Origin of the sequence: Okeania sp. (assembly GCF_035285525.1) — a bacterium.
Lineage (GTDB): Bacteria > Cyanobacteriota > Cyanobacteriia > Cyanobacteriales > Microcoleaceae > Trichodesmium.
This window is the reverse complement of record NZ_JAYKGW010000070.1, coordinates 12,356-36,419: the sequence shown is the minus strand read 5'-3', so window position 1 is coordinate 36,419 and position 24,064 is coordinate 12,356. Positions and strand designations below refer to the sequence as shown.

Here is a 24,064-nt window from a genome sequence, read left to right as displayed (position 1 = left end):
TTCTATTTACCTGAGAATTTTTCATTCTGTGAAGCACCCGAAATTGAGAAGTAGTGTTTTGACTCGGAAAAATCCTTCTATTTACCTGAGAATTTTTCATTCTGTGAAGCACCCGAAATTGAGAAGTTGTTGTGTGAGCGATCGCCTCCTTCCTATTTACCAGGAAAATTTTTCATTTTCTGAAACACCAAAAATTGAGAAATATCCGCCCCAGAAAAATCTCTCTATTTACCTGGCGAAAATTTTTCATTCTCTGAAGCACCAAAAAAAGTGGCGCCGAAAGAAGATATTGGGGTTGCATTCCGCAACCCGGTCTGATATAATAAATTTAGTTGGGGTGTGTTCGCCCATACACTAGACTTTTTATTCAACTTGCTCACAAGGATTTTGCCACGGATACACGGATTAATTGTGGCAAAGTTTGAGATTGCTTTCTTCCACTCCATTCCCATCGCAATAACAACCTTCTATAATTATGTATAGCAATAACCATTACTATTTTTCAGTAAAAAATCAAAACTATTTCTCCCAACATTAATATGAATATAAACAACACATCAATTACTAACAATCGTTGGCAATTTTGGATAGACCGTGGAGGCACATTTACAGACATAGTAGCCAAAGCTCCCGACGGTGAAATTATTATTCATAAATTACTATCAGAAAATCCAGAACGCTACCCCGATGCACCAGTTCAAGGAATTAGAGAAATATTAGGAATTTCTGAAAATGAACCTATACCTTCAGCAGAAATAGAAGTAATAAAAATGGGTACAACTGTAGCGACAAATGCTTTATTAGAAAGGAAAGGTGATCGCACAGTTTTAGTAATTAATAAGGGTTTTAAAGATGCTCTAAGAATTGGTTATCAAAACCGCCCTAATATTTTTGCTAGGGAAATTATTTTGCCAGAAATGCTCTATGAAAAAGTTATTGAGGTTGAGTGTCGTTATACAGTTAAAGGGGAAGAAACAATTCCACTTCAAACAACAGAATTAATTTATCAACTGGAAACAGTATATAAGGAAGGAATTAGAAGTTGTGCGATTGTTTTAATGCACGGTTATCGCTATCCGAAGCATGAACAAAAAATTAAAGAAATTTCTGAAGAAATTGGATTTACTCAAATATCTGTTTCCCATGAAGTTAGTCCTTTAATGAAATTAGTTAGTCGGGGAGATACTACGGTGGTTGATGCTTATTTATCACCAATTTTACGACGATATGTTAATCAAGTTAGTAGTTATTTAGAATCTTCTGAAAATTGTGGGAAAGAAAATAGAATTTTTCAGGAAAATTATTCTTTGGAAAAGGGAAAAATAGATGTTGAGCTAGAGGATGAAAAAGAACCGGAAAAAGATTTTAATTTTAATTTAGCCAAAGAAAGTTTAAGTAGTAAAGATGGTTCAGAAATAAATAAATTTCAACAAACTCCTGATTTGGAAATAGGAAAAATAGACGTTGAGCTAGGAGATGAAAAAAAACCGGAAAAAAGATTAGATTTGAAATTAAAAAAACAGAGTTTAAATAGTAGCAAATTCTCCAAACCAAATCCAGTCAAACTAATGTTTATGCAGTCGAATGGTGGTTTAACAGATGCTCAAAAATTTCAAGGAAAAGATAGTATTTTATCAGGTCCTGCTGGAGGAATTGTGGGAGCTGTTCAAACAAGTAGAATGGCAGGTTTTCATAAGATAATTAGTTTTGATATGGGAGGTACTTCTACAGATGTTGCTCATTATGCTGGAGCAGGGAATAAAACAATAGAATATGAACGAGAATTTGAAACAGAAATTGCTGGAGTTAGGTTACGAACTCCGATGATGTCGATACATACTGTTGCTGCTGGAGGAGGTTCAATTTTATTTTTTGATGGTGCTAGATATCGTGTCGGACCTGAATCTGCTGGAGCAAATCCTGGACCTGCTGCTTATGGAAAAGGCGGACCTTTAACTATTACAGATTGTAATTTAATGGTGGGAAAAATACAGCCGGAATTTTTTCCTAAAGTGTTTGGCAATGAGGGAAATTTACCTTTAAATTTCCAGGTTGTTCGAGAAAAGTTTATTCAGTTAGCAGCGGAAATAGGTAATGGTAAAAAACCTGAAGAAGTGGCAAGTGGATATTTAGCTATTGCCGTGGAAAAAATGGCAAATGCGATTAAGAAAATTTCTTTGCAAAAGGGTTATGATGTTTCGGAATATACTCTTTGTTGTTTTGGAGGAGCAGGGGGGCAACACGCTTGTTTAATTGCTGATGCTTTGGGAATGAAACAAATTTTTATTCATCCTTATGCGGGAGTTTTATCTGCTTATGGAATGGGATTGGCGGATATTCGAGTTATGAAGGAAAAGGCGGTTGAAAAAATGCTAAGTTCGGAATTATTGTCGGAGTTGAAGGGGATTTTTGCTAAGTTAGAAATTGAAGCAAAGCAAGAGTTAATATCTGAAAATTATTCGTCGGAAAATTCAAATTTAGAATCTACAACAGATTTAATTTCAGAAAGGAATAATTTTAACAAGCAAGATGCTTGTGTTACATCGTTGTTATTAAAAGTTCATCTCAAATATCAAGGTAGTGATTCAACATTAATAGTAGACTTTTCTGAAAATATTTCGGCAATAAAAGCCGAATTTGAAACAGCTCATCGACAAAGATATGGATTTATTATGGCCGAAAAATCTTTAATAGTTGAAGCTGTTTCTCTAGAGGTTATTCAGCAAATGGAAACTCCAGAAGAAATAGAAAAATCTCCTACTAGAAAATCTCCTACAACTCCAGTGACAACAACACAAGTTTATACAGCCGGAAAATGGCATAATACTCCTATTTATCTCCGAGAAAATTTACAAGTGGGAGACAAAATTAATAGTCCAGCATTAATCATCGAAAAAACTGGAACTAATATTATCGAACCTGGTTGGGAAGCAGAATTAACTGCCAAAAATCATCTCATATTAACCAAAATAAAAACTACAGATTCTTCTGTAGAGATAATTAGTAAATCTGAAGACAAAATTCCTGCTTCAGCAGACCCCGTAATGCTAGAAATATTTAATAACTTATTTCGAGCGATCGCTGAACAAATGGGAATTACATTACAAAATACGAGTTCTTCAGTAAATATTAAAGAAAGATTAGATTTTTCCTGCGCTATTTTTGACAAAGACGGAGAATTAGTTGCTAATGCTCCTCACATTCCTATACATTTAGGTTCGATGAGTGAAAGTGTTAATGCTTTAATTTCTGAGAAAGGTAATATCCTTAAACCAGGAGATGTTTATGTTTTAAATAATCCTTACAATGGTGGTACTCATCTGCCAGATATAACAGTTATTACTCCTGTATTTCTAAGTCTAGAAAAATCAAAAGATTCTTATTTTATTGTGCAGCAGGATTTGGAAAAGAAAAATAATAATGATGATATTGTTCCGGAAACTAATTCCCCTGAAGAAAATTTAGATAAAAACTTAACTTTAGAAAATCAGACAAATATCTGTCTAAAGAATTTCCCAGAAAATAACTCCTCTTCAGAAAGTTTATCTGAGAAAAATCTTGGTTTAGGAAATAAATCTATTACTGAAAATTTCCCTTTGGCAAAACTTCCTATTAATCAAAACTTAACTTTAGAAAATCAGACAAATATTTCCCCAACTTCCCCTGAAAACACAGAAGAAAAAATACCAACTCCCATATTTTATGTCGCCTCTCGCGGACACCATGCAGATATTGGCGGAATTACTCCAGGTTCAATGCCACCCCATAGTAAAACAGTCGAAGAAGAAGGAATATTAATCGACAATTTCCAACTTGTCAAAAACGGAAAATTTCAAGAAAAAGAAATATTAAAAATCCTTACCTCCGGCAAATATCCTGCCAGAAACACAAACCAAAATATCGCCGACTTACAAGCACAAGTAGCTGCCAATGAAAAAGGCGTACAAGAACTGCAAAAAATGACAGAAAATTATGGTTTACAAACCGTACAAACCTACATGAAATTTGTGCAAAATAATGCCGAAAACTCAGTGCGAAAAGCTATCAACAAATTATCTTCATCACTCACCAATAAAACTGCAACCTGCATTCTAGACGACGGCAATAAAATTTCAATTTCTGTCAGTATCGACCCCAAAAATCTCACTGCCAAAATAGATTTCACAGACACATCTCCCCAACTTCCTAACAACTTCAACGCACCAAAAGCAGTTTGTAAAGCAGCAGTATTATACGTCTTTCGTACCCTAGTTGATGATGATATCCCCCTCAATGCAGGTTGTCTCAAACCATTAGAAATTATCATTCCTCAAAATAGTATGTTAAACCCCAAATATCCAGCAGCAGTAGTAGCAGGAAATGTCGAAACTTCCCAGGCGATCGCTGATACTTTATACAATGCTTTAGGAATAATGGCATCATCTCAGGGAACTATGAATAATTTTACTTTTGGTAATAGTAAGTATCAATATTATGAAACTATCTGTGGAGGTTCTGGTGCAGGTATGAACTTTAATGGCACAGATGCGGTGCATACCCACATGACTAACTCCCGGCTAACCGATCCCGAAGTTTTGGAATTCCGCTTTCCGATATTACTAGAAAGTTTTACTATTCGTTATGGTAGTGGAGGTGAAGGTTTATATAAGGGTGGTGATGGGGTAATTCGGCGAATGCGTTTTTTGGAGGAGATGACTGCTGGAATATTATCAGGTCGTCGCTTTGTTTCTCCCCCTGGTTTGAATGGTGGGGGTGATGGTTTGGTAGGAAAAAATTATGTGGAAAGGAATGATGGAAAAGTTGAGGAGTTGGGAGGTATTGCTACTGTGGAGATGAATGTGGGTGATGTGTTTGTGATTGAAACTCCAGGTGGTGGAGGTTTTCAAGTCAAAAGTCAAAAGTCAAAAGTCAAAAGTTAGAGGTTTTTAAGTCAAAATATTGTAGTGTCAGGCATTTTATCTCTATCGGAGTGTACCTGACGAGCAACGGGAAGCGCTCTAAATTATTGCTTATAGTAGAGTAGGTAAGCACGAAAAACTAATTATGCAATTATGCAATAAAAAGTAAAGTCGCTCTAAAAGCTCTTCCATTCTGCCTTCTGCTTTCTGACTCTTTCCATTTTTCCTCAATGCAAAACCAGAAACATTTTCATTTTCTAAAGCTCCAGAAAAAAATCGGCGGTAAAAAAGAGATATGGTTGCGCCCCCACATTTTTTGTGATAGGATAGAGATTAACTGGGGTTGTTCGTCTATACGCATGACTTTTTATTCAACCCAAGAAAGTAGGAAAGCGATCACCTTCCCTTGTGGAAAGAAGAGTCAAGGTACAAAGGCACAACTAGAGGTACTTAAGGTTTTTCCCTATCCTCAAATCCTTTCGCCAATAACTTTTGAGTGCAAAACCATAAACATTTTCATTTCCTCAAGCTCCCGAAAAAAAATCGGCGGTAAAAAAGAGATATGGTTGCGCCCCCACATTTTTTGTGATAGGATAGAAATTAACTGGGGCTGTTCGCCTATGCGCATGACTTTTTATTCAACAAAATAAATATAGGAGTTGCCTATTAACCCTAAAAAGATTGACAGATAAAAATCTTAGCCTTTTTAGATATTAAAAAACTGCCTGTTTTGTCAAGTTTTATGTTAAGAAAGATGTTGATCAAGCATAGCTATCAAAAAAGCTGCTGATAACTCAATACAGTTTAGTTAAGACGAAAACTCATAAAATATGGAACCATTATATAGGCTTTTCAAAGTAAAAAAGTGCCAAAAAATTCTTAACTGAACCGTATTGGCTGATAACTGATAACTGATAACTGAAATGACCACCATTACCGTACCTGCAACTACCGCCAACTTAGGCCCAGGTTTCGACTGCCTCGGAGCCGCCCTATCCCAATATAACCGCTTCAAATTCTCCATTGCCGATAGCGCCACAGAAGTAAAAATCATCGTCACAGGCAAAGAAGCTCCACGAGTCAACACAGACAAAAGCAATCTTGCCTATCAAGCATTTGTAAAATTATATGAACATATCGACCAAACTCCCCAATCTGTGTTAATTGAGATTGATTTAGGCGTACCCTTAGCCAGAGGATTAGGAAGTTCGGCCACCGCAATAGTCGGAGGTTTAATAGGGGCCAATCAATTAGCAGGAAATCCCTTAAGTCAAACAGAAGTAATGAACTTAGCGATCGCCATTGAAGGCCATCCAGATAATGTGGTACCTGCCTTACTTGGTGGTTGTCGTTTAACCGCTTCTACCTCCAGAGGTTGGGAAATATGCGATATTCCCTGGCATTCGGATATTGTGCCAGTAGTAGCAATACCCAACTTTGAACTTTCAACAGTAGAAGCGCGACAAGTTTTACCAGGAGAATATAGTCGTGCTGATGCTATATTTAATTCTGGTCATATTGGAATTTTGTTGAGAGGTTTAGAAACTGGTCGTCGAGAGTGGTTGGAAACTGGAATGCAAGATAAAATTCATCAACCCTACCGTAAGTCTTTAATTAAAGGATATGAAAATGTGCGTTCTGCTGCTTTAAATGCTGGTGCTTATGAAATGGTAATTAGTGGTGCAGGTCCAACTTTATTAGCTTTGACAAATTCATCAGTAAGTTCAAAAGTAGTAGTGGCAATGACTGATGCTTGGAAAAATCAAGGAGTAATTGCTGAAGTAAAAGTTTTAGAAATTGATACTAAAGGTGCAGTTTGTAGCTAAAACAATTATTTTTTAGTAGGGGCTGGTTTTACCTATAACTTTCATACTCACCCTAAAATTTAGCTCAACCCGCCCTCATACAATTAGTAGGGGCTGATTTTACCTGTAACTTTCATACTCACCCTAAAATTTAGCTCAACCTGCCCTCATACAATTAGTAGGGGCGGGTTTTAACTATAACTTTCATACTTACTCGAAAATTTAGATAAACCCGCCCTCATACAAAATTAATTATCCATAGTAGGGGTGGTATGGAGTGAAACCACAATATCTGAACTTCCCCCCCGCAGCCAAATGTACTATAAAACTATGAAACCCCTTTCAGTCTTATGATATAGCCATAGAACGACCTTCCGCGCTCCGCGACCGCCTTTTCTAGACGTAGCCATGTAATTCTGTAATATTTCTTAACAAAGATTTGTAGGGAATATCTGCTAAAATGTAGTCATGTATTGCGACTCACCCTTACCACAACATAAAGGGTTAGGTTTACTAGATAATTTAACAATTTATTTATATTGTACCCAGTAAATAGGGGTGGACAATCCGACCTATCTCTTGTGCATTATACATTATGGCGTTTTGTCAAAGGGGAGATTTAGAAATATAACGAAGTTGTGTTGGGTTTCGTCCCTCAACCCAACCTACAACTTTTTCAGCAAGCCCTAATTATCCATTATTAATTACTTTCTTTCAACAAAACTTCAATATTTTTAGCAACCCTAGTTTGTTCCTCCAAATCCTTAGTTGAAGATAATAAATCACCTAATCCATTAACAATTTGTTTGAGACTTTCCCTAAACTTTTTATCCCCTGTAATATCATCCAAATCTGACGTTACTTTCTGCACATTTTCTAATGTTACTCTAGCAGAATCTAATGTTTCTTGCAACAGAAGAATATTTTTCTGATTGTTTAAATCACTAGAAAAATCTCGTAAATTTGCAGAAGTTTCTACCGCATTTGCTGATAATATTTTCAGATTATTAATAAACTCTCCTTTTTCTAATTCATTAGTAATAGGACTTAAGCTTTCTGTTAACACTACTAATTTTTCAGTTGTTTTTTCCAGATTTTCCAATGTATTAATAATATTAGAACGATTTGTCTTCACAATCCCATTAATATTATCTGCTGTTATGCTAAATTTATTAGCTACTTTCTCAGCAGAATTTGCTGAAGAGATGGCAGCAGAAGAAACTTTTTTTGTAGATTCTTTCATGGCATCAGTAACAGTAGTTACTTGACTAGAAATATTACTCACTTCTTGATTCACTGTTTGAGTTAAACTGTCTAAATCTTGCTCTACTTTATTGCTTAAACCACCAATTTCTCCTTTTATAGTTTTAGTCAAACCGCCAATTTCTCCTTTCATAGTTTTAGTCAAACCGCCAATTTCTCCTTCCAGAACTACTGTTATATTATCAACATCTTCTGTTAAATCTTGACTTAAACTGTCCATTTCTTTTTCCAAAGTTTCTGATAATTTAGAAAGTTGTTTAGCTACCTTAGAAGCTTCAGCAGAAGCATCCGCTGTATTTTTAGCAATTATCTTCAGATTATCAAAAAATTCTGGGTCACTATAAACATCAATAAAACGCATTCCTGCTCTTAATAATTGCTGCATTTCTACTCCGGCATCTCCCTGTAAACGGTCATTATTACAGATAATTATTTCTGGACAATTTGGCGATAAAGGAGTAGCAGAAATTTTTGATTCTGGTATTTTTCCTCTCGGAATAATATCTATATGAGCAGTACCAATAAATGACGATATATTAGTTTGGATGTATACATCACGAGGTATAATTAAATCTTCTGGCTTAATTTCTAGAGAAATATCTACCCCATTCGGCCCTGGTTTAATATCTACTACTTGTCCAACATCAATACCTCGATACCTAACTAATGTGCCTATATCAACACTAGATGCACTTTCAAATTCAACTATAACAATATAACTACGTTTACCTAATTCTATTCCCTTTAGCCAAAAAACTAAAGCCCCAAATAAACCTATTCCTAATAAGGCTAATAAACCGACTGAACCTTCCCTAGTTGTTCGCGATCGCATATATCTAAAAAAGTTTTTTCAATTATGATATTGAACCGTAAGATTTTGACTTTATAATCAACAAATATTATGTTATGGTAATTACCTTGATTTTATGTTACTAGAATTATCTTTATTTTCTATAATAATCCTAAAATAGGTTGTGATAAATCAACAAGTAAATAAAAAAATTGAAATCCCCACCTACTCCTTATTTCCTTTTCCGTAAAAAGCAGTAAGATTTTTGACACAAATAAAATAGAATTACTATATTAACTTCTAACTTTCTTTTGGAAGGTTAATCAAAATTTCTGTTACCAAAACAACTTTTAACTTTATTTGACCAAAAGATTAGTTTTTGCCCCTTTTAGGGCATGTCATCAATTAGATGTTAGAAGCTTTATCAACAAAAGTAGTGGACTGACAAAGCTAAAACTGTTCATTACATCATTGGGGGGGGCGGGTTTATCTAAACTTATGAAAATCTTTGTAGGGACGCCCTTATGCAACGTCCCTAAGCAGAAACCCGCCCCTACCGACCGCAAAATTTCAGGTATGCGCTCGCTGTATCTGAACTTACCCAACCGTGATCGCCATTTTTACCTAACAGAGAATAGCCTTTTTGTCAACTTATTTAATTGATGACACGCCCTAGAGTAATGAAAAAAATAACTTCAGTATTTGCAATCCAGATATTTCAGATATTGGTAGTGATAACTGATAAGTGATAGCTGAATTTAATAACCCACCACCTTAATCGGGCCATCTACACTACCCGTAAAAAATTGTCGTACTAGAGGATTATCAACATTATCAATTTCCTTAACACTACCTTCCCACTGCACCTTACCCTGATAAAGAAAAATAATTCTGTCCGCTGTGCGACGAATGGTACTATGTTGATGAGTCACCATAACATAAGTGCTACAACCACCATCCAAATATTGTATGCGACGGACTAAATCCTCAATTACAGTAGAAGCGATAGGGTCTAAACCAGCAGTAGGCTCATCATATAATAATACATCTGGATCATCATGGGGATTTTCCGGATTAGTAATAATAGCTCTAGCAAAACTAACCCGTTTACGCATCCCACCAGATAACTCTGCCGGATAGCGATCGCCAATATTACTCAAACCCACCATTTCTAACTTCTGGTTCACCAAATCCTGAATTTGAGAAGGTAATAACTTAGAATGTTGATACAATAGAAAACCAACATTTTCTTCTACAGTCAAAGAATCAAACAGAGCTGCATTCTGAAATACCATACCAATAGTAATTGGGTCTTTTAAATCATCCATCCATCTAACTCTTTGCTTTCCCTGCACATAAACTTCTCCAGCATCAGGAGTCAATAAACCAGCAATAATTCTGAGAACTGTAGATTTACCAGTACCCGATGGACCAATAATAGCTAAGGCATCTCCACGATAAATAGTTAAGTCTGCTCGATCTAAAACAATATTTTGCCCAAATGACTTACTAACTCCCTTTAATTCAATTAGAGGTTCATAGTTCATAAATTAGGTATTGACTTTTTTCCCAAGATATATTATATAGCAACATAACACCAAAAAAATAAATTAGGAAATCCTGATTACCGAAAAATTGGGTATAAAGCCTCCCCTTTCAAAGGGATGAAAAAGCGGTCGTTATCAAAACTCCCCGCAGGGTGAGATGGATGGGTTCCCTAAGCATATCCAATCGACCAAGAGAAATATTCGATTCAGTATTTCAAGCCTCTGGCTTTCCTAGGTCATGCTGCGCAAACAGACAGAGGTGCTGATAACTGATAACTGATAACTGATAACTGATAACTGATAACTGATAACTGAAATTACTCCCTGACTTCCCTACTTTTAGCAAAAGATTGGGGTATGTGCCTCCCCTTTCAAAGCAGGGTCTATTTATTGTTGCTAGAAAATAGAATCCTTTGAATTTTTGTACACCTTGCTAGAATTAATTAACCAAAAATATAGGGTTCTAAATATTCTCTGAAGACAAAGAATTAGCCCTAAACTTTCAAGGAGATGAAATAATTTTCAATTCAGTATTTCCAACTTCTGGCAAAAGCTACGGGGTACTGATAACTGATCACTGATAACTGAAACAAGGGTAGATTTTTTTCTAAAATCCTTATCCCATCAAACTCTCTCACCCTCCTAATTTCCTACTTCACACATTTTCTTCCCAGAAAATCTAGTCCTGAAGCTACATAATAGTGCCAGAACTCTCCTTATTATATATAAAATTTCCATAAAAATTTGTCCTGAATTTAAGCTAAGGTGAAAATTCCTATGTCAACTGCTTTACTGAAAAAAACCCTACGCAATTTCCTCAAAAGTAACTCTTCTCCAAGGAAATATCATAAAACTAATTCCCACGTCATTTACCAATGGTTTAAATGGCTTGCCCCAGGATTATTCGTTAAACGATGGTTACTTTTAAGTGCTGTTGGTGTACTACTAACTAGCTTAGGAATAGGAATATCAACAGGAATGACTCCTGTTTTTTATACCCTACAAACATTAAAAGGATTTTTGGCTTGGATCACAACTATATTACCTAATTATATTTCCGGGCCAATAGCCATTCTTAGTGGTTTATTATTTATCTTCTGGGGACAAAACCGTAGTTTAAATAATATTACTCAAGTATTAATGCCGGAAGGAAATGATAAACTTGTAGATCTTTTACTTACTCATCGACGATTAAATAGAGGTCCTAAAATTTTAGCCATTGGTGGAGGTACTGGCCTTTCCAATTTATTAAGGGGTCTTAAGGATTATAGTGCTAATATTACCGCTGTAGTCACAGTGGCTGATGATGGTGGCTCTTCTGGTAGGTTACGCCGAGAGATAGGAGTACAGCCACCTGGAGATATTCGGAATTGTTTGGCAGCTTTAGCTAGTGAGGAAAAGTTATTAACTGAGTTGTTTCAATATCGGTTTAGTGCTGGTGATGGTTTGAATGGACATAGTTTTGGCAACCTCTTTCTCACAGCAATGAGTGAGGTGACAGGAGATTTAGAAAGAGCTATAGCTGCTAGTTCACAGGTTTTAGCTGTGCAAGGTCAAGTTTTGCCTGCTACTTTGACTGATGTTAACCTCTGGGCAGAATTATCCGATGGGCGACGTATTGAAGGGGAGTCTAATATTACTGAAGCAGGAGGGAAAATTGTCAAAATAGGTTGTACTCCTGAAAATCCTCCTGCTTTACCTAAAGTGTTGCAAGCTATAGAAGAAGCTGACTATATTATTATCGGTCCTGGGAGTTTATATACTAGCGTAATTCCTAATTTATTAGTATCTGAAATTACTGAGGCGATCGCTTGTAGAAATATTCCTAGTATTTATGTTTGTAATATTATGACTCAGCCTGGGGAAACTGATGGATATACTGTAGCGGATCATATTCGTGCTATTGATGTTGCTTGTGGTAAGAAATTATTTGATACTGTTTTAGCTCAGGGAAAAAGTCCTTCAGAAAAAGCATTAATTAAGTATGCTCAAGAGGGTTCTCATCCGGTTTTTCTTGACAGAGAAGCGGTTAAAAATTTGGGGCGGAAAATTCTTTTAACTAATGTCATGTATGAGGATGAAAAAACTGGTGTTATTCGCCATGATTCTATGATGTTGGCACGGGTTTTATTTCAGTGGTATAGTCGGGTTTAAAAGGAAGAAGGAAGAAGGAAGAAGGAAGAAGGAGAAACCGGGGTTTTTATTAGATAGCTGAATATATTGAAATTTGTCTCTAACCAACCTGGTTTCTATACTTTAGAAAGAAGGAAAACCTAGATCTCGGAGAAACCGGGTTTTTATTAGATAGCTGAATATATTGAAATTTGTCTCTAACCAACCTGATTTCTATACTTTATAAAAAGGAAAAAGTAGAAATAGGATATACTTTTACCTCAGTATAAAATACTGATAACTGATAATTGAAATGAAGAATCAAGAAGTTTTTTTCTCACTAGAAAATGCAGCAGCTACTTATAATCTTGGTAAAAGTTTAGGGAAATTTTTACCTGTTGGTAGTGTAATTTTATTGGAGGGAAATTTAGGTAGTGGTAAGACTACTTTGGTTCAAGGTATTGGCGCAGGTTTGGGAATAAATGAAACAATTGATAGTCCGACATTTACTTTAATTAATGAATATTTTTCTGGCAAAATTCCTCTTTATCATTTTGATTTATATCGCTTAGAAAGTTCAGAGATTGAAGCTTTAAATTTAGAGATTTATTGGGAAGGTTTAGAAGTACCTTTGGGTATTGTTGCTATTGAATGGGCTGAAAAATTAGTTGATTATCCTCCTAATTTTTTACGAGTTTGTTTGAATTTTTCTAATATAGAAAATACTGTTGACAAAACCCTCTGCGGTCGTCATGCTAAATTAATTTCCATTGGTAAGTTTGATTTTAATTTAGAGCTAATTTAGTAACATAAATATTATTTTGATTCAAGATAATTTTAAATAAAATTAATCAACTTAATGATAATTTTTTGTATCAAAAATCAACTCTCTATAGTATGATTATATTTAAAGGAAATTAATACTTATCTAGCTCAAAAAAAAAGGATTAATCTCCCATTCGCAAAAATACTTTTTTCCTATTCCCTATTCCCTAAAAGCAATAAATTTTTCGTTTTCTTCGCCCATTGAGATGCAGCAAAAAAAAATCCGCAAGCGACAAAAAAACTACGAACAAAAATTAGAGAAAATAGCAGTAGAGCTGATAATTTAAAATATAGCACTCCTAAGTAGATTGTAAAATTTTATCTACCCTTGGGTTTGGAGACCAAACCCCTACATTTTTTTTTACAAATCATTTAGGAGCTATATTTATTTTGGAAAAATAAACATAATAGATTAAGAAAACAGGGTAAAGAGAAAGAGTATAAAGTTTCTGTTTGAACTGCTATCTTTTTCCCTATTTTATATTCAGTTAGATTGCAATAATTCAGATATTAATAGCCGAAACTAACAGCTAAATTGTCATTTTACATTGAAGCACGGTTATGAGAAGAATCTAAATCCATCTCCGGACCAACTGGTACAATTCTAGTAGGATTAACTTTAGGATGACTCATGTAATAATGCCGTTTAATATGGTCAAAATTACAAGTTTCTTTTACCCCTGGATGTTGATAAATATCCTTCAAATAATTCCCGAGATTTGGATATTCCCAAATATGACGTAAATTACATTTGAAATGAACATAATAAACCGGGTCAAAACGAAGCAAAGTAGTAAACATACAAATATCAGCTTCAGTTAAGCGATCGCCACATAAATAACGTTGTTTTGATAAGACATCTTCCCAAGAATCTAAAGCTGCAAATAAATCTTTTACTCCTTCATCATAAGCGAACTGAGAACCAGCAAAACCTGCTCGATAAACACCATTATTAATAGGTTGATAAATCTTATCAATAGTTTCTTCAATCTTATCCAATAAATCTTCAGGACATAAATTTATATCATTTTTAGCAATGCCATTAAACTGAGTATCGAACATCCGAATAATTTCACGGGATTCATTATTAACTATTTGATTTGTTTGGCGATCCCAAAGTACCGGAACAGTTACTCTACCGCTATAATTAGAGTCTGCTTGAAGATAAAGTTGCCAAAGATAATTATGATAATTAATAGTATCAGGAATAGCTCCTGGTTCATCTGTAAATTCCCAACTATTTTGGTCAATTACAGCACCAACAACTGACAAACCAATAGCATCTTCTAGCCCTTTAACTTTTCGCATAATAGCAGTTCGATGTGCCCAAGGACAAGCCCAAGAAATGTATAGATGATAACGTCCTGTTTCTGCTTTAAAGCCACTAGAACCATCTGTTGTAATTTGATTTCTAAAAGTGGTTTGAGGGCGAATAAATCTACCTTGAGAATCTTCTTGTTCTCTCTCAGAAATCCACTTACCATCTATTAAAATTCCTAAACCCATTTTTACCTCCTAAATTTCAGTTATCAGTTCTCAGTAATACCAATTTAGAAATGGTATAACTCTCAGCTATTGCCAGAGCCTTGAAACCTTATTTTTTGGTCAAATCTATCATATTATATCAATTAATTGTTATTTTTACCTAAAAATTAATTAAAGTATAAAGCATTTTCATTTATGGAGAAAAAGCAGTCATTTTGTTGATGCAAAATCCGCTTTTTCGTATAGGAAATGGGAGCGCATTCATGTCGGCGAAAGCTGAAACTATTCGCGATAGCTGAAACGCCATATCAAATTCAATCAAAGAAGAGGTAATTGTTAATTATTAATTATTGAAATAGATTCTTTTCTGGCTTTTAATAACTCTAGATTTTTTTTAATCAGAGCGATCGCTTGTTGATTTTCTGCTTGGAGATATAATTCTCCTGCTTGTAATAAATTTGCTACACTTTCATCATCTTGACGTAAGTTAGCAAAAGCTAAACCTCGATTATGATAAGCTTCAGGAATATTGGAATTATTTTGTATAATTTCAGTAAACTTATTGATAGCTTGTTGATAATTTTTAACTCGAAAAGCTTCACATCCTTGTTCAAAGTTAACTGTTATTTCTGGTGGAATTAATGAAGATTTTGATATTGGTTCTGTAAATAGGATAGAAATACTTCCTTGTCCACGATAAGCATATATCATTGCACTAATACCAAAGCTACTTATTAATCCAAAAAAGATTAACCAAGTCAGAAAATTTTCGATTTCCATAGTCATGTCAGTTATCAGTTATCAATTATCAGCCTTTTCAGTTATCAGTGTCTTTGGCTTTAGACAGAGGTTTGAAATACTGAAGTTGATTTTTTCAGATTAGTTACAACAATACATTAAATATTATCTTAATCAAGACTTACGGAAAAGAAAAAATTCTACACCATTGTTAAAGGTACTTATGCGCAAGTCATATTGAAAAAGCTACCATAGGCAAGATGAGTGTGCTAAATAAATAATTTAGGACATTTATTATCTAACTTCTGAATTCTGACCAAAAAATATAGCAGAGGGGAGAAGGCAGAAGGAAAAATCTGGCTTTGTCTGGGTTTTAGGCTTTTAATATGTCCTAACTGCCTTGGCGGTTGCTATAAAGTCTCAAGTCTCTGGCAATAGCTCCAAGGTACTGTTAGCGCAACTCCTCCCCAGGAGGCTAACTGAAAAGGCTGATAACTGAAAGGGCTGATAACTGAAATGACTACCCAAAGCTGATTTTTGGTCAAGATACTTTAGAATTGACACTATAACATAGGGCAAGAAGCAGAATTTCTAACTATATCTTAAGAAATCCCACTTCAGCCAAGGGCCAGCCTATCAGTTATCAGTACCAGTTGCTCAAATCTAGAGACTTGACATACTGAAATTGATTTTTCTGGTGAAACTAATCCCCTTTGTGTAATACTAAAAGAGTACAGTTTGTAATATCTAACAAGAGAGTAAAACATGGCAAAAGACCTCACTCGTTATCGCAATTTTGGCATCTTCGCCCACGTTGATGCGGGCAAAACCACCACAACAGAAAGAATTTTGAAACTAACCGGAAAAATTCATAAAATCGGTGAGGTCCACGAAGGTGCCGCGACAACAGACTTTATGGAACAGGAGCAAGAACGTGGTATTACGATTCAGTCCGCTGCCACAAGTTGCTTCTGGAATAACCATCAATTAAATATTATTGACACCCCTGGCCACGTTGACTTTACCATCGAAGTATATCGTTCCCTCAAGGTTCTCGATGGTGGTGTAGGTGTATTTTGTGGTTCTGGTGGTGTAGAACCCCAATCTGAAACTAACTGGCGTTATGCTAATGATTCTAAAGTTGCTCGAATTATCTATGTAAATAAGTTAGACCGCACAGGAGCAGATTTCTACAGAGTTGTCAAGCAGGTAGAAGATGTACTCGCGGCCAAACCATTAGTAATGGTATTACCAATTGGTATTGAAAATGATTTTGTGGGAGTTGTGGATTTGCTAACCCGCAAAGCATGGATTTGGGATGATTCTGGAGACCCAACCAAATATGAGATTAAAGATGTTCCAGAGAATATGGTTGATGATGTTGAGAAATATCGGGAAATGTTAATTGAAACTGCTGTAGAGCAAGACGACGACGTAATGGAACAATATTTGGAAGGAGAAGAGCCAGATATTGATACTCTCAAACGTTGTATTCGTAAGGGTACTAGGGACTTAGCTTTCTTCCCCACCTACTGTGGTTCATCTTTCAAAAATAAGGGCGTACAGTTGGTACTTGATGCAGTAGTTGATTATCTACCTAATCCTACAGAAGTTAAGCCACAACCAGAAATTGACCTCGAAGGTAACGAGACTGGTAAAGTAGCCTATGTCGATCCAGAAAAGCCACTGCGAGCTTTGGCCTTTAAGATTATGGATGACAAATATGGTGCTTTGACTTTTACCCGTATCTATTCTGGTACTTTGTCTAAAGGCGACACCGTTCTTAATACTTTTACAGGTAAGACTGAGAGAGTTGGACGTTTGGTAGAAATGCACGCCAACTCCCGCGAAGAAATTGAATCTGCTCAAGCAGGGGATATTGTTGCTATTGTGGGAATGAAGAATGTACAAACTGGCCATACTCTCTGTGACCCCAAAGAACCTGCTACTTTGGAACCGATGGTGTTCCCTGACCCAGTAATTTCTATTGCTGTGGCAGCTAAGGATAAAGGTTCTGTAGAAAAATTGGGCTTGGCATTGAGTAAAATGGTTCAGGAAGACCCATCTTTCCGAGTTGAAACAGATGCTGAAAGTAATGAAACCATCATTAAGGGTATGGGTGAATTACATTTGGATATTAAGGTTGATATTCTGAAACGGACTTATGGAGTTGATGTGGAAGTTGGTAAACCACAGGTAGCTTATCGTGAATCTATTACTAAGCGTCTTGAAGATAGCTATACTCATAAGAAGCAGTCTGGCGGTTCTGGTCAATTTGCTAAGATTGATTATGTGATGGAACCTGCTGAAACTGGTGAAGGTTTCCAGTTCGAGTCAAAGGTGACTGGTGGAAATGTGCCCAGAGAATTTTGGCCTGCTGTACAAAAAGGTTTTGAGAGTAGTTTTGCCAAGGGTATGTTAGCTGGTTATCCTTGTGTGGATATGAAGTTCACATTAACGGATGGCGCTTTCCACCCGGTTGACTCCTCAGCGATCGCTTTTGAGATTGCTGCGAAAGCTGCTTATCGTCAGTCTTTTTCTAAAGCTTCTCCTCAGTTATTGGAACCGATAATGAAGGTTGATGTGTTTACTCCTGACGATCATGTTGGTGATGTGATTGGAGATCTTAATCGTCGTCGGGGTATGATTAAGTCTCAAGATTCGACAGCAACTGGTAGTCGTATTAAGGCGGATGTGCCATTAAGTGAGATGTTTGGTTATATTGGGGATTTGCGGACTATGACTTCTGGTCGGGGTCAGTTTTCTATGGAGTTTTCTCATTATGCACCTTGTCCTAATAATGTGGCAGAAGTGGTGATTAAGGAAGCTAAGGAACGTCAGGAAGCTAAGTCTAAATAAGCATTTACCTTTCAGTTATCAGCGGTCAGCTATTTTTGGGAAAAGCTGAATACTTAGTTAATTTCAAAAAATACAGGGCTAAAAATTTAAGCATTTAAGCCCTGTATTTTTGTGTTTTTAAATGGGGGGAGGTTTTAGCTAGGGTCTGCTGAAAAACTCTTTATAAGGAGATGGGGTGATGGGGAGATAGGGAGTAATTTTTATATATATAGTATAGTATCTTTGTGTAAGTTCTGTTCAGAAAAGTGTGGTTGGTGTGGAGAGATTTGGTAATGGTTGAAAATCGAAGATTTTTTTCTACTAAATTAAGAGGATGTGATCTTAAATAGTCAGGACTTATGCACTAGAGTTTAGATATAGTTTCAAAAATTATTGTGCAACAGTTTTTTGACTTTATATATAGTATCTTTGGGTAAGTTTTGTTCAGAAAAGTGTGGTTGGTGTGGAGAGATTTGGTAATGGTTGAAAATCGAAGATTTTTTTCTACTAAATTAAGTGGATTTGATATTACTGTAATAGTAGGGGCGGGTTTTAATTAGGATTTTAATACTGACTCTAAGATTTATATAAACCCGCCCTAATGAAAACTTTTTAATTAGGATTTTAATACTGACTCTAAGATTTATATAAACCCGCCCTAATGAAAACTTTTTAATTAGGATTTTAATACTGACTCTAAGATTTATATAAACTCCGCCCTAATACTCAAATTAGGTCATTAAAATATCTGAAATTTCTATCAATCCCCCTTGACTGCGCACCACATCAGAAACTTCTGAATACATATTTCCTACAGTTCCATAATGTTGTGTAAATAATTTATGACATCCCACAATAATTAACAATTCTTGAGCGCGAGAAAAAGCAACATTTACCCGTTCTGGTTTCTTGGCAAATCCTACTTTTCCTAAGTCATTATTTCTGACCATACTAACAATAATTACCTGTCTTTCCATTCCTTGAAATCTATCAACTGTTCCAGTTCTAATATGTAAGGATGGAAAATTTTCAGGATTAATTCTCGACTCTATTAATCGCAACTGAGCATTATAAAATGTAATAATTCCTAATTCTTTTCTTGGCAAACCCTCAGCAACTTTCACAGACCAAGATTTCTCCATTTCTCCACATATTTTTTCAATGGCATCAACTTCTTTTTTGTTAAAAGGTGATGTTCCTTCTTTTTGTTCCATAAAGTTTTCTGACTGTGGCATTTTTACCCAGATAAGATGTTGATTTTCTTGAATAATTTTACCTTCTAAATTATGGGAACGTTTTTTGTCTGGTCTGATAAGACCGCATTCTAAACGATGTTGATAAAATTGATTAATTGCTCCCATAATATTGGGGTGCATTCTATATTGAATAGTTAACATTTGTTTGATTTCTTCTTTGGCTGTCTCGAAGTGAGTTTTAAAGAGTGATTCTTCTAAAAAGTCTAATTCTTCTTTGGAAATTTTCATCTCTTCAGCAATTTCTTCAATGGTATTATCGTTAAGCATTGGTGGTAATTGACGATGGTCTCCTACTAATACTAATTTTTTGCCTTTTAATGCCGGAATTAATATTTCTGGAGGAGTACATTTACTAACTTCATCTATTATTACGACGTCGAAACTATTAAATTCTTCGGCAAAGTTTCGACTGGCAGCTTGGACGCAGGTAATACCAATAACGTTGGCATTATCAAGGTAAATTTTTCTCAGCTCGTTACTATCTTTTTCTGAAGGTTGTTTGAGTTTTTTTATCCAGTCTTGAATAAATTTTTGGTGTTGATTTAGGAGGGTTTCTTCTGTTTCTAATTCTTGTTGCCAATTTTTCTGTTGCAGTTTAATTTTATGTAATAGTTCGATGGCAAATAATTCTGTTTCCTCAACGGCGGGTTTGAGATTTTCTGGAATTTTTGACCATGCTAATTTCCACCAGTTTCTTTCTTGAATTAAGTTGGTTGGTAATGTTTGTTCTAATTCCGTTTTAATTTGATTAATTTTTGTTTGGCAAGATTCGATTTTTTCCGGCAATTTATCGGCTTTTTCTTGGATGGTGTTTAGTCTTTCTTGGAGAATATTTTTGATTTCTTTCAGAACGGTAAAAGGTTGTAGTTGAGGAGATATTTTTTTAAGTTGATTTAAACTATTTTCCCAATAATTTACTTTTTCGGCAAAATTTGATTTATCGTTTAATATCTGCAATGGTTGCCATTCAAGATATTGTTTGACTAAATCGCTAATTTCTGGATTAACTCCTGTTTGAGAATCTATTTCTTTTAAAATTGCCACAAGCTCTTGATATTTTTCTTCCAGTTTTTGTCGAGAATCTTTTCCTTTTTTATCGACTATTTCTAGTCTTTGTCTCTGGTTTGCCAATAATTGTATATTTTCCTCTGATAGTTTCTCATTTTTCAGGATTTGTTTGAGATTTTCTTGTTTAGCAGGAAGTAAAAATTCACGAGAATTATGGAGAATTTTATTGAAAATTTTATCTATCACTTCTGTGAAAGTTTTTGTTATATTCTCTGGTTGCCAAACTAAACTATATTTCTGTTTATTTTTATGGAAAAATTGTTGAATTTTTCTCACTAAACTTTGTCGTTCTTGTTGACCAAGTTGGGGATAATTTATAAATGATTTAGCAAACTCTTGCCAGTTTTGATAATCTCTTTCTGACAAAACTATCGGTGCTTGACTCAGAGTAATTTGTAAAAATTCATCAAAACGATATTCTTTTCCTTGGATATTTTTAAAGCCACGACTTGACTCGGCATTTAATGCTTTTTCCAATCTTTCCCAATCTGGCAAATGATTAATCCGTTGAGCATAATTTGGCAAAAGTTGTAATTTTTCTCTACTAGCAACTTTCATTAAACTTTCTGGTAATCCAATTGAATCTAATTGAAAACTTTCACCAGTTTCCCAACATTTTTTCAATTCCTCAAATATCCGTTCTTTACCAATTTTTTTTATCCAGACACCTACTTCTCCAACAACTAAATCTATCTGACTTTTTTCCCTTTCTAATTCTTGACGCTTTTCTCCTAAACTTTCTGAAATTATCTCTCCTTGCTGAATATCTTTTTTCAACCGCTCAAAATTACCATGAACCTGTTGATAAATCTGTAATAATTTCTCAGTTTCCGACATTGCCAAAACAGCTTTTTTTGCCACAGCTAAACCACTCTGAAATTCTGGCAATAAAACAACTAAATTTTCCTGTAACCAAACTGCTAAACCAAAAGCTCCTAATTGCGGAATTTCCCAACCAATATCTTTAGCAAGATTCCGACCTAAACCCACATTCTCTATTAAATCTTTAACCGAACTTTCCTCCTGAGCATAAGGTTGTAAACGAGCTAAAAAAATTCTAACTTCCTCATTTTCCCAATTAATATTCGGTGCAGAATTTAACAAATTATCTAATCCCAATACCAAAAAATCTAACTCCTTCCTATCAGTTTCCAACTGCAAAAATTCAGCCTCCAATGCTATCCGACTTGCCTCCAAAATAATTTGGCGATCGCTCAACTCCTTCTGTTCATTTACCCATTTTTTCTCCAACTCGAAATAACCATTAAATCTCTCAGACTCTATCAATAAATTCCGTAAAACTTCCACCCGTTGCAGTCGCTCCCCCAAATCTTTTTCACAATCATTAGCAGTATTTTTTAACCAAGTATCAATCACCCGTTCCTCCAAAAATGGCTCCCCTTCCACTTGCACCTTCTCAGCTTTTCCCTTGCGTACAGCACGAATCACCGGATTATGAACCAACCTGCTCAAAGCATTATCAACCGCCAAATTTGCCTGAGACGCAATCAAAGTCCGCCCTCCCCGTAACGCAACTTGATAACAAATTTCCGCAATCACAGTAGTTTTCCCAGTACCAGGAGGACCCTGAATCAAAGCCAAATCTTTTGCTGCCAAAACCTTTTCCACAGCAGCAAGTTGATGAGCATTCGCAGCAGGTAACAATAAATTCTGGGGTTGCAGTTCCACTCGCTTTTTTGGAACTCGCGCACAAGTAGCATCAAAGAAAAATTCCCCCAAATATGGATTCTGACAACGACCATTTTGTAAATCTTCCAACGCTCTTCGTTTCCGTTGCACCTGAGCAATATCTCCAGAATCCACAAAAAATAAAAATCCTGTAGACGGTATACGATAACTCCCACGAACAATACTTTCCACAATCTCACTATCCAACGCGATCCGTACTTGACTCTTCTCCCAATCAATAGAAGCGATCGCTCCCAACTTTTCCCCATCTCTACCATCCCTACCTGCTGGAGAACTGGAAAAAAGTTGAATATTTTGATTTTTTGCCTCAAAAAGTCGTCGCCGTAACTCCATATCTTCCAGAGAAGTTTCTGGCGTTCCATCAATAGTTGCCGCCCGAATATCAATTTCAAAAGTAATCCTTTTCTTAGCACTACCGTAGTTGTGACTAGAATAAGGTAAACAAAATTGACGTTTTTCTGCGAGACGCTGCTCCATTTTCACAAAAGTCGTCCAAATAGGAAGTTGATCCTCCGTTAGTAAGCGATCGCCAAAAAAAGGCATTTTTTGGATAGAGCGCACCGCTCCCAATGGTATCTTTCGTCGGAACTGATGTTGTGGCAATAAACGGATTTGCAAAGCAACACTAAACTCATCTGCTTCTGCTTTATGAGAAATAAACTGCACCGATAATATTTTGAAAACCCTGTCTCCATCAATATTAACTGCTCCCCTAAGTTTCAACGTTTTTTCCCATTCATCCTCCCTATCCGTAGCCATTGTCAGTTCCCAAACTTCCTCCCCCTCTTCCTTTCCCGGTGCTTGACGACGCACATAATATAAATGAGAATCTTCATCCAATATCTCAGACATCAATAATTCTGCTTTCGCGCGACGATCCGAAAATTCTGGATATTTCTTCATGGCACTTTCACCCAACTGAGTCCGAACCAACCTATCCACCGCACTACCGATAAACCGATAACCCCAATCTTGAGAAGTCAAAACTTTAGCAGATAAATCTTGTGTTTCCACTGCCACCACTGGAGTTGCCGGAGCTGAGGAAATAACCTTAGCAGCAACCTCCAACTCTCGTCTCCCACCTTCTGAAAACAGAGAAATTAAACCAGATAAATTTGTACCAGTAGGAACATCAGCAGTATTCAACACCAAATCCAAATTTTGTCGTCCCGGTGAAAGATAACTGGAGCGCACCTGCAACCAATTTAGATTACACAAAACCTGACAAACCGCACCCAGTTGTAACTCCCATCCTCGTTCCACTTGTCGGTTAATTTCTACTTCCCCAAAATCGAGCATCGTGGGAATATCCCAACTTGCTCCCTCCCATTCCACATTTTCCGCAACCCCATTTAATTTGACTTGACTCAAAATGGGTTTAGTATTAGGTTCGGCAAATATAGCAACTTCCCCTTGTTCGCCACCAACTGTACGCTCCACTGTGAGATTTTCCAATCGTACTTCGGGAACTGTTATGGTGAGAGGAGTTTCGGTGGCAGCAAAAATTACGGTATCGGTGCCGCTACCACGAATAGTAATTGATTTATCAATGGTAAAAGGAGCTTTGTAATCTCCTGGTTGGAGGTTGAGTTCGTCTCCATTTTTTACTTTTTTGAGTAATTGGGAAAATTTAGATGGTTCGGTTTGGTATATTGCCATTTCAGTTATCAGTTATCAGTTATCAGCTTTTTCAGTGGTAGGGTGTGTTAGCGCACTTCGTAACGCACCA

11 protein-coding genes are annotated in these 24,064 nt (G+C 35.9%); 6 read left to right on the top strand and 5 right to left on the bottom strand.

Going from position 1 to position 24,064, the window contains the following annotated elements; genetic code table 11:
- Positions 1 to 539 precede the first annotated feature (539 nt).
- From VKJ25_RS07175 to thrB, 3 genes are all read left to right on the top strand, one after another.
- Positions 540 to 4,919, top strand: coding sequence for a hydantoinase B/oxoprolinase family protein (locus VKJ25_RS07175; RefSeq protein ID WP_324235936.1), 4,380 nt, complete (start codon positions 540 to 542; stop codon positions 4,917 to 4,919).
- A gap of 209 nt (positions 4,920 to 5,128) precedes the next feature.
- On the top strand, positions 5,129 to 5,548 hold the full coding sequence (locus tag VKJ25_RS07170; RefSeq protein ID WP_324235935.1) for a hypothetical protein: 420 nt from the start codon (positions 5,129 to 5,131) through the stop codon (positions 5,546 to 5,548).
- A gap of 264 nt (positions 5,549 to 5,812) precedes the next feature.
- Positions 5,813 to 6,724 carry a homoserine kinase gene (gene thrB / locus VKJ25_RS07165; protein WP_324235938.1) on the top strand — a complete coding sequence of 304 codons (912 nt, stop codon included), beginning with the start codon at positions 5,813 to 5,815 and terminating at the stop codon, positions 6,722 to 6,724.
- Between the two features lie 679 nt (positions 6,725 to 7,403).
- Here the strand turns inward: thrB and VKJ25_RS07160 are convergent.
- Both VKJ25_RS07160 and VKJ25_RS07155 read right to left on the bottom strand, forming a co-directional pair.
- Positions 7,404 to 8,798, bottom strand: a complete 1,395-nt coding sequence (locus tag VKJ25_RS07160) for an MlaD family protein (protein WP_324235934.1) — start codon at positions 8,796 to 8,798, stop codon at positions 7,404 to 7,406.
- A gap of 716 nt (positions 8,799 to 9,514) precedes the next feature.
- The gene (locus VKJ25_RS07155; protein WP_324235933.1) at positions 9,515 to 10,303 is read right to left on the bottom strand and encodes an ABC transporter ATP-binding protein; all 789 of its coding nucleotides are present in this window, start codon (positions 10,301 to 10,303) and stop codon (positions 9,515 to 9,517) included.
- 777 nt (positions 10,304 to 11,080) lie between these two features.
- On the opposite strand from VKJ25_RS07155, the gene VKJ25_RS07150 reads away from it, so the two are divergent.
- Positions 11,081 to 12,457 carry a gluconeogenesis factor YvcK family protein gene (locus VKJ25_RS07150; protein ID WP_324235932.1) on the top strand — a complete coding sequence of 459 codons (1,377 nt, stop codon included), beginning with the start codon at positions 11,081 to 11,083 and terminating at the stop codon, positions 12,455 to 12,457.
- Between the two features lie 271 nt (positions 12,458 to 12,728).
- On the top strand, positions 12,729 to 13,220 hold the full coding sequence (tsaE, locus tag VKJ25_RS07145) for a tRNA (adenosine(37)-N6)-threonylcarbamoyltransferase complex ATPase subunit type 1 TsaE (RefSeq protein ID WP_324235931.1): 492 nt from the start codon (positions 12,729 to 12,731) through the stop codon (positions 13,218 to 13,220).
- Between the two features lie 563 nt (positions 13,221 to 13,783).
- Here tsaE and VKJ25_RS07140 read toward each other — a convergent pair.
- Positions 13,784 to 14,746, bottom strand: a complete 963-nt coding sequence (locus VKJ25_RS07140; RefSeq protein WP_324235930.1) for a glutathione S-transferase family protein — start codon at positions 14,744 to 14,746, stop codon at positions 13,784 to 13,786.
- A 315-nt stretch (positions 14,747 to 15,061) separates the two neighbouring features.
- Complete coding sequence (locus VKJ25_RS07135; RefSeq protein ID WP_324235929.1) at positions 15,062 to 15,511, bottom strand: tetratricopeptide repeat protein; 450 nt, start codon at positions 15,509 to 15,511, stop codon at positions 15,062 to 15,064.
- Positions 15,512 to 16,228: 717 nt separating this feature from the next.
- Here VKJ25_RS07135 and fusA point away from each other — a divergent pair.
- Positions 16,229 to 18,322 carry an elongation factor G gene (gene fusA, locus VKJ25_RS07130; protein ID WP_324235928.1) on the top strand — a complete coding sequence of 698 codons (2,094 nt, stop codon included), beginning with the start codon at positions 16,229 to 16,231 and terminating at the stop codon, positions 18,320 to 18,322.
- A 710-nt stretch (positions 18,323 to 19,032) separates the two neighbouring features.
- Here fusA and VKJ25_RS07125 read toward each other — a convergent pair.
- Entirely contained in the window at positions 19,033 to 23,994 is a 4,962-nt protein-coding gene (locus VKJ25_RS07125; RefSeq protein WP_324235927.1) for an AAA domain-containing protein, read from the bottom strand.
- Positions 23,995 to 24,064 lie beyond the last annotated feature (70 nt).